8 protein-coding genes are annotated in these 8,117 nt (G+C 58.5%); 4 read left to right on the top strand and 4 right to left on the bottom strand.

The window, feature by feature from the left end; translation table 11 throughout:
- The 4 genes from VL003_RS05950 to VL003_RS05935 form a co-directional block, all read right to left on the bottom strand.
- Positions 1–621: PdxA family dehydrogenase (locus tag VL003_RS05950; protein ID WP_325440559.1), on the bottom strand; the 621-nt coding region annotated here is incomplete at its 3' end.
- Between the two features lie 87 nt (positions 622–708).
- On the bottom strand, positions 709–2,358 hold the full coding sequence (locus VL003_RS05945; protein ID WP_325440557.1) for a PhoH family protein: 1,650 nt from the start codon (positions 2,356–2,358) through the stop codon (positions 709–711).
- Positions 2,359–2,415: 57 nt separating this feature from the next.
- Positions 2,416–2,883, bottom strand: a complete 468-nt coding sequence (locus tag VL003_RS05940; protein WP_325440555.1) for a peroxiredoxin — start codon at positions 2,881–2,883, stop codon at positions 2,416–2,418.
- Entirely contained in the window at positions 2,880–3,326 is a 447-nt protein-coding gene (locus VL003_RS05935) for an Mth938-like domain-containing protein (protein WP_325440553.1), read from the bottom strand. Before VL003_RS05935 ends, VL003_RS05940 begins: the two co-directional genes overlap by 4 nt.
- 248 nt (positions 3,327–3,574) lie before the next feature.
- On the opposite strand from VL003_RS05935, the gene alaC reads away from it, so the two are divergent.
- From alaC to crcB, 4 genes are read left to right on the top strand one after another with little or no spacing between them, the layout of a single operon-like run.
- A complete protein-coding gene (alaC, locus tag VL003_RS05930) occupies positions 3,575–4,762 on the top strand; it encodes an alanine transaminase (RefSeq protein ID WP_325440551.1) in 1,188 nt (395 codons plus the stop codon).
- The gene (locus VL003_RS05925) at positions 4,759–6,063 is read left to right on the top strand and encodes a homoserine dehydrogenase (protein WP_325440549.1); all 1,305 of its coding nucleotides are present in this window, start codon (positions 4,759–4,761) and stop codon (positions 6,061–6,063) included. The genes alaC and VL003_RS05925 overlap by 4 nt, the downstream gene beginning before the upstream one ends.
- Positions 6,060–7,469, top strand: coding sequence for a threonine synthase (thrC, locus tag VL003_RS05920; protein WP_325440547.1), 1,410 nt, complete (start codon positions 6,060–6,062; stop codon positions 7,467–7,469). The genes VL003_RS05925 and thrC overlap by 4 nt, the downstream gene beginning before the upstream one ends.
- A gap of 18 nt (positions 7,470–7,487) precedes the next feature.
- Positions 7,488–7,877, top strand: a complete 390-nt coding sequence (crcB, locus tag VL003_RS05915; protein ID WP_325440545.1) for a fluoride efflux transporter CrcB — start codon at positions 7,488–7,490, stop codon at positions 7,875–7,877.
- Positions 7,878–8,117 lie beyond the last annotated feature (240 nt).

The raw sequence follows: 8,117 nt of genomic DNA, 5'->3' as shown, positions 1-8,117 counted from the left end.
CTGAGCGACCCCGGCCTGCAGGCAGGCCTTATGCGCCAGCCTGATGGTGGCCAGCTCATTTTCGACGGTGATGTGTTTGAAGATGTCGGCCAAGGCCAGGTGGATGGTGACCAAAATAACCCGCAACTCGGGGTTGGCCAGCATCATGGCATAGTCAGTGGTACCGGTGCGCTCGGCCAGAATTTCAGTATGACCCGGAAAATCAATGCCGCCCGCGTGCATGGCGTCTTTATTAAGCGGTGCAGTGACAATGGCGCGCAAGCGGCCCGCTACTGCATCGTCGATGGCATGGCACAAATAGTCGTAAGCGCCTCGACCGGCCTCTGCGCTTAATTTCCCCATGGGCAAGTTGCGCGGCAAAGGTTGTCGGCGGTTGAGGACGATCAGTGTGCCGGGAGGCATCTGTTCGGGCAGTGCGTCGATGTGCTCAATGGGCGAAATGGCGACAGCCAGCCCGAGTCGCCGGGCGGTGTCTTGCAGCACGCCTGCATCCCCGTACACAACGGCGGACGCCGCAGGCGCAGACGACAGCATCTTGACAATGATTTCAGGGCCGATGCCTGCGGCGTCACCCATGGTGATGCCTATGGGTGCCTGAGGCACTGTTTTACCCGGGCTCATGATTGTGTGCTTTGCGAAATACGGCGGTCAAGACCGCGTCCGACCCCTGAAAAGCAGGGGGACGCGGGTGGCGCAAATAGTACGGCGTTACAGCGTTTCGCTGGCATAGTCGGCCAGCCGCGAGCGCTCGCCCCGTTGCAAGGTGATGTGGCCTGCATGCGGCCAGCCCTTGAAACGGTCAACGACATACGTCAGCCCCGAACTGCCTTCGGTTAGATAGGGCGTGTCGATTTGCGCGATATTGCCCAGGCAAATAATTTTGGTACCCGGGCCTGCGCGGGTGACCAGGGTTTTCATTTGCTTGGGAGTCAGGTTTTGCGCTTCGTCAATGATCAGGAACTTGTTCAAGAAGGTGCGGCCGCGCATAAAGCTGAGCGATTTGACCTTGATGCGCGAGCGAATGAGCTCCATGGTCGAGTTTTTGCCCCATTCTTGGCTTCCGCCGCTTAGTTCATTGCCGGCGCCCAGGTGCAGTACTTCGAGGTTGTCTTCCAGCGCACCCATCCAGGGCAGCATTTTTTCTTCTTCGGTGCCGGGCAGAAACCCGATGTCGTCACCCACCGGCACGGTGGCGCGGGTAATGATGATTTCGTTGTAGCGCTTGGTTTCCAGCGTTTGCGTCAACCCGGCCGCCAGGGCCAGCAGGGTTTTTCCGGTTCCGGCCTGACCGAGCAGCGAAACGAAGTCGCAATCGGGGTTCATGAGCAGGTTAAGCGCAAAGTTCTGTTCGCGATTTCTTGCGGTAATGCCCCACACATTATTCTTGCCATGGCTGTAGTCGCGCAAAGTGGCCAGCACTGCACTTTTTCCGCTAACTTCTTTTACCTGTGCGTACAGCGGCAGCTCACCTTCAAAATACACGAACTCATTAACGATGAACTCGGAGCACAGGGGGCCCTTGACGCGATAGTACGTGGTGCCGCCCTGTTGCCACGACTCAACGTCCTTGCCGTGCTTGGTCCAGAAATTTTCGGGCAGGGGCATGACGCCGTCGTACAACAGATCGGAATCGTCAAGTACGTGGTCGTTGTAATAGTCTTCGGCTTCCAGGCCCAGTGCCAATGCCTTGAGCCGCATATTGATGTCTTTGGACACCAGTATGACCTGCCGCTTGGCGTATTGGGCCTGCAAGGCGTGAACCACGTTCAGGATCACGTTGTCGGCCTTGCCCAAGGGAAGCTCGATGGGCAGATCGGACGACAAGGCGCCCGTCTGGAAATGCAGTGCGCCCAACGCCTCTACGTTGCCCAGGGTGTCCAGCGCCATGCCCTTGGTCAGGTCTGCGCCGGCATTGACCAGGCCGTCGAGCGAACGGCTGACCTGGCGCGCATTGCGCGAAACCTCGGACATGCCCTTTTTTTGATGATCGAGTTCTTCGAGCACGATCATGGGCAAGAAGATGTCGTGCTCTTCGAACTTGAACAGAGAGTTCGAATCGTGCAGCAGCACATTGGTGTCAAGTACGAAGAGCTTGCGCTGCGATACGGGCAGCCGGTTTTTTTTGGCGGCTGGCTTGGCTTTGACGACCGCCAGTCGCGGCACAGCCGGGGCAGAGGCGGAGGGAGTTGCCTTGGTTTGCGTCGGCTTTCGTGCCTTGGGGGCCGTGTCGGATGTTTCGGGTGCAGCAACGGCGGTTTTGGTCGGCGTTTCAACCGCAGTTTCAACCGCAGTTTCAACGGCGTCTTCGGCAAGATTCAGCACGGTTCCCATACGGGTAGGCAACTTGGGTAGCGGCATAAGGGCGTAGGCTCCTGGTTGTGGTCGTTGCGGTGGCGGGGCGCGCAGCGGTTGGCTTCAGCGGGCTTCCTGCGCCGCCTTGAGCACTTCTTCGACATGGCCCGGAACGCGCAGGCCGCGCCATTCGCGAACCAGTACGCCTTTCGGGTCGATGAGAAAGGTGCTGCGCTCGATTCCCCTTACCTGTTTACCGTACATGTTTTTCAACTTCATGACCCCGAACACATTGCACAAGGATTCGTCCGTGTCGGCAATGAGCGGAAAAGGCAGGCTCTGTTTTTCGATGAAGTTGCCGTGCGTCTTGATCGAGTCGCGTGAGACGCCCAGGATCTGGCATTTGGCCTTTTGAAACTCGGCGTAGCGATCGCGAAACCCTTGAGCCTGCGTGGTACAGCCCGGCGTATGATCCTTTGGGTAGAAATAAAGTACGGTCCAGTGTCCGTGCAGGGATGCCGCGGTGATTTCGCCTTGTGTACTGTCGGCGGTAAAGTTGGGCACGGGCGCGCCAACGGAAACTTGACTCATTGTGTGGGCTCCAACGGCAATAGGGCGGCGACCACGCGCCGGCCTTCGGCCATCAAGATGTTGTAGGTGCGAGCAGCCGCCTGGGTGCTCATGAATTCGACGCCGATGCCCATGGCCAGCAGTTCGCCGGTAACGCTGGCCGGCAACAGGTGCTGTTTGCTGCCTGTGCCGATTAAAAGCACTTCTGGCGCGTCGGCGGGGCGAGCGGGCGGGGTGCCGTCAAGAAAGGCCATGGGGTCGGGCGCAATATTGACCAGACCGGCAGCCTGGCGAAGCAGAGCCGGGCTGATGGTAACCGCGGTGTCGGCATCCCAGCGGCGGATGTCGCCTTCGGGGCCAAAAAAAACAGCGTGCCGGTATGTAACGGCGTTGATCTCGATGTAGTCTTCTCCGTAGGCGGTAACAGTATTTAGCGCAGGGTTGGACTCGGTTTGTAATTGCACTGGGTAACTCCAATCATCAGCTTGATCATAGCGCAAATGACCCGCGGCGGGCCAAGGCCGGGCCCGGGGTTTTTACCTGGATATTGCGTGCCGGTTCGGCGCCAAAAAACGACGTGGCGCAGACGATGGCCCGGCTTTTTACGTTGCCTTTTCTATCGTTTAAACTATCAGGTTACTTTCTTTCAGCATCAATCCCATTAGCACGTATTAGCGGCCATTTTCTTTTGGCCCCCAAGGATATTTTCATCATGACGAATTTTCCCCGAATAGAGCGGCTGCCTCCCTACGTCTTCAACATTACGGGCGAGCTGAAAATGGAGGCGCGCCGACGGGGGGAAGACATCATCGACATGTCGATGGGTAACCCGGACGGACCCACGCCCAAACATATTGTCGACAAGCTGATCGAAGTGGCCAGTCGCGAAGATACACACGGTTACTCGGTATCCAAGGGCATTCCGCGGCTTAGGCGCGCCATTTCAAGCTGGTACGGGCGTCGCTATGGGGTGGCCATTGACCCCGACTCAGAAGCCATTGTCACCATCGGTTCAAAAGAAGGCCTGGCTCATCTCATGCTGGCCACGCTCGATCGTGGTGACACTGTGCTGGTACCCAACCCCAGTTACCCCATCCATATCTATGGTGCCGTCATTGCAGGCGCCAATATCCGCTCGGTCCCCATGGTGCCGGGGGTTGATTTTTTTGAAGAGATCGAGCGGGCGGTGCGTGAAAGCATTCCCAAGCCCAAAATGATGATTCTGGGTTTTCCCAGCAACCCCACGGCGCAGTGCGTTGATCTGTCGTTTTTCGAGCGTTTGGTGCCCCTGGCCAAAGAGCACAATATTTTAGTGGTGCACGATCTGGCTTACGCCGACATTACGTTCGACGGCTACGTGGCACCCTCCATCATGCAGGTTGAAGGTGCTCGCGATGTGGCGGTCGAGTTCTTCACCATGAGCAAAAGCTACAATATGGCTGGCTGGCGCATCGGCTTCATGGTCGGCAACCGCGACCTGGTCAACGCCCTGGCTCGTATCAAAAGCTATCACGATTACGGTACCTTCACTCCCATTCAGGTCGCGGCCATTGCCGCCCTCGAAGGTCCGCAAGACGACGTCAAGCGGGTGGCCGAGCTATACCGGAGCCGGCGCGACGTGCTGGCCAAAGGCCTGCATGAAGCCGGCTGGATGGTCGACGTTCCAAAGGCGTCCATGTATATCTGGGCAAAAATCCCCGAGTTCTATCAAGAAATGGGTTCGCTCGAGTTCTCCAAGAAGCTGCTGGCGCAGGCCAAGGTGGCAGTTTCGCCGGGTGTGGGCTTTGGCGAGTACGGCGACGACTACGTGCGGTTTGCCCTTATCGAAAACGAGCAGCGCATACGCCAGGCGGTGCGCGGCATCAAAGAAATGTTCCGAAAGGACGGTCTGACCAAATGAAAGCAGTGAAGGTGGGTCTATTGGGTCTGGGGGTCGTCGGTGGCGGCACCTGGAAAGTTTTGTCCAACAATGCCGAAGAGATCGCGCGCCGGGCCGGAAGGCGTCTCGAAGTGGTCGGCGTGGCTGTGCGCAACATTGAAAAAGCTCAGGCTCTGGTGGGTGACCAGGCCTACATCACACAAGACGGCATGCAGGTGGTGCGCGACCCCGATATCGATGTGGTCGTCGAGATGGTAGGCGGCGAAACCGTGGCCCGCGAGTGGATCATGGAAGCTATTGCTCACGGCAAGCACGTGGTCACTGCCAACAAGGCCCTGCTGGCCCGCCATGGCAACGAAATCTTTGCCGCCGCCGAGGCCAAGGGCGTAACGGTTGCATTCGAAGCGGCCGTGGCGGGTGGTATTCCCGTCATCAAGGCCATACGAGAAGGGTTGGCTGCCAACCACATTGAATGGGTGGCTGGCATCATTAACGGCACCACCAATTTCATTTTGTCTGAAATGCGGTCACGCGACCTGTCGTTTCATGAGGCCTTGGCCGAAGCGCAACTATTGGGTTATGCCGAAGCGGATCCCACCTTCGACGTCGAAGGGGTGGACGCTGCGCACAAGCTGACCTTGCTGGCTTCCATTGCTTTTGGCATTCCGGTCCAGTTCAACAAGACTCACACTGAAGGTATCTCGCATCTTGCCCGCGAAGACATTGTTCATGCCGAACGGCTGGGCTACCGCATCAAGTTGTTGGCAATAACACGTCGCAGTCCGCAAGGCATCGAGCTGCGGGTGCATCCTACGCTTATTCCCGCCGAGCGCCTGCTGGCCAATGTCGAAGGCGCCATGAACGCCGTACTGGTCAGTGGCGATGCCGTCGGCCCCACCTTGTACTATGGTCAGGGTGCGGGCGAAATGCCCACCGCATCGGCCGTGGTGGCAGACCTGGTCGATGTGGCGCGTGCCATCGACGTTCCGGCTGCACATCGCGTGCCCCACTTGGCATTCCAGCCTGAATCAGTGGTGGACATTCCTGTGCTTTCCATGGACGACGTGGTGTCTTCGTACTACCTGCGCTTGCGTGTCGAAGACCGCCCCGGGGTGCTGGCCGACCTGGCCCGCATCCTGGCTGACGCCGACATCTCGATCGGCTCGATGTTTCAAGAGCCGCACGGCGAGAACGATGCCGACATCATCTTCTTGTCGCACGAGGCGCGCGAAGGCAACGTCGAAGACGCCCTCAGAAAAATTCAGTACCTTCCCTTCGTCAAGTCCAAGGTTACCCGCCTGCGCATGGAGCATCTGCTATGAAATACCGCTCGACTCGCGGGGGCATGAACCCGCTGCCGTTTTCCGATATTTTGCTGGAAGGGCTCGCACCCGACGGCGGGCTGGCCTTGCCCGAAACCTTGCCTCACGTCAGCACTGAACAGCTCGAAGCCTGGCGCAAGCTTGACTACGCCTCATTGGCTGCCGAGGTGCTGGGCTTATTCATTACCGACATCCCGCGCGAAGATCTGGTTCGCCTGACCCAAGCCGCGTACGCCCCAGGCGTATTCGATTCGCCCGACGTCGTGCCAGTCAAGCCTTTATTTGGCAACACCAGCCTGCTAGGCCTGTCTCAGGGGCCCACCCTGGCATTCAAAGACATGGCCATGCAGTTTTTGGGTCAGGTTTTCGAGTACGTGCTGACCAAGCGCGGCACTACCCTTAATATCGTGGGTGCGACCTCTGGCGACACTGGCTCGGCGGCCGAATACGCCTTGCGCGGCAAAAAAGGCGTAGCCGTGTTCATGCTGTCGCCTCACGGCCGCATGAGTGCCTTCCAGCGCGCACAGATGTATTCGCTGCAAGACCCCAATATTCATAATCTGGCGGTCAAGGGCGTGTTTGACGAATGCCAGGATATCGTCAAAGCACTGTCGGGCGACCTTGAGTTCAAGGCGGCCTATCGCCTGGGCGCGGTCAACTCGATCAACTGGGCGCGTATTGCGGCTCAGATTGTGTACTACTTTTGGGGCTGGTTGCGCGCCACCTCGGGTCCTGGCCAGCAAGTTTCGTTTTCGGTGCCCACGGGCAACTTCGGTAATATTTTGTCGGGGCATCTGGCGCGCGAAATGGGTCTGCCCATTGCCAAGCTGGTGCTTGCCACCAACGAAAACAACGTGCTCGAAGAGTTCTTCCGCACCGGCATTTATCGCCCGCGTGCTGCAGCACAAACCCACGCCACTTCAAGCCCTTCCATGGACATTTCCCGGGCGTCGAACTTCGAACGCTTCGTGTTCGATCTGGTCGGACGCGATGCAGCGCGCGTCGCTCAGCTGTGGACACAGCTTGCAGAGCAGGGCGAGTTCGACCTTAGCGATCTCAAGCCGCAGTTCGAGTCGCGCTACGGCTTTGTGGCGGGTGTCAGCACGCACGCAGATCGCCTCCTCACCATCAAGACCGTGCACGAGCAAACCGGCGTGCTGATCGACCCGCACACGGCAGATGCAGTCAAGGTGGCGGCTGAACATGTCGATCCTTCCATTCCGATGCTGGTGCTGGAAACGGCCTTGCCGGCAAAGTTTTCGGAAACCATTCGCGAAGCAACGGGCCAAGATGCACCGGTTCCTGCTCATCTCGGCAACCTTGCCCAATTACCGCAGCGTGTGCAGGTCATGGATTGCGAGGTGGCCTTGGTTCGCGAATACATACAGCGGAACGCGCTGGTGTAAGGCTGAAAAGGGGCGCATGTGCTGGTTCTGGGCAATGTACTTGCAGTTGGAATCGGCGCAGCCCTTGGCGCGATTGCTCGGTGGGTTCTTGGCATCTGGCTGAACCATGCGGGGGCTGTACTGCCCTGGGGCACGTTGGCGGCAAATCTGGTGGGGGCGTATTTTATCGGCCTGGTGCTGGGTTGTTTTCTGCTCTTTCCCGATACGCCCGGTTGGGTCAAACTTTTTCTGACCACCGGTTTTTTGGGCGGCCTTACCACCTTCTCTACGTTTTCGGCCGAGACTGTCGGCTTGTTCGAGCGGGGGGAGTATTGGACGGCGCTGGGGTATTCGGGGGTGAGCCTTTTTGGGGCCCTGGTGCTTACGGGTCTGGGGTTGTGGACTGTTCATTTCTTGCGCTCGATTTGATCGCGCTTGATCTGAGTGGTTGCTTTGTTGGTTTTTAAGGCGCTGCTGGTTCTTGATGCGTTCCTGAGCTGTCATCGTTGCGCTGCCGGTTCTTAAGACGTTCCTGCGCTGTGGGTGGTTGCGCTGTTGGTTCTTGAGACGTTCCCGCGCTGTGGGGCAGGTCTTTTTCGGGCGGAGGCACTCGGCCTTCGGCCCGCCTGCCCGCATCGTCCGCCCCTTCGGGCTCCCTTCTGCGGGCGC

The sequence above is a fragment of the Pusillimonas sp. genome, from assembly GCF_035515275.1.
Lineage (GTDB): Bacteria > Pseudomonadota > Gammaproteobacteria > Burkholderiales > Burkholderiaceae_B > Pusillimonas.
The sequence above is the reverse complement of the archived record's forward strand: the minus strand, read 5'-3'. Positions and strand labels throughout refer to the sequence as shown.

Excerpts from the sequence above, each read along its gene's own strand:
- VL003_RS05945 (WP_325440557.1), bottom strand. The coding sequence starts at position 2,358 with ATGCCGCTACCCAAGTTGCCTACCCGTATGGGAACCGTGCTGAATCTT.
- VL003_RS05940 (WP_325440555.1), bottom strand. The coding sequence starts at position 2,883 with ATGAGTCAAGTTTCCGTTGGCGCGCCCGTGCCCAACTTTACCGCCGAC.
- alaC (WP_325440551.1), top strand. The coding sequence starts at position 3,575 with ATGACGAATTTTCCCCGAATAGAGCGGCTGCCTCCCTACGTCTTCAAC.
- VL003_RS05925 (WP_325440549.1), top strand. The coding sequence starts at position 4,759 with ATGAAAGCAGTGAAGGTGGGTCTATTGGGTCTGGGGGTCGTCGGTGGC.
- thrC (WP_325440547.1), top strand. The coding sequence starts at position 6,060 with ATGAAATACCGCTCGACTCGCGGGGGCATGAACCCGCTGCCGTTTTCC.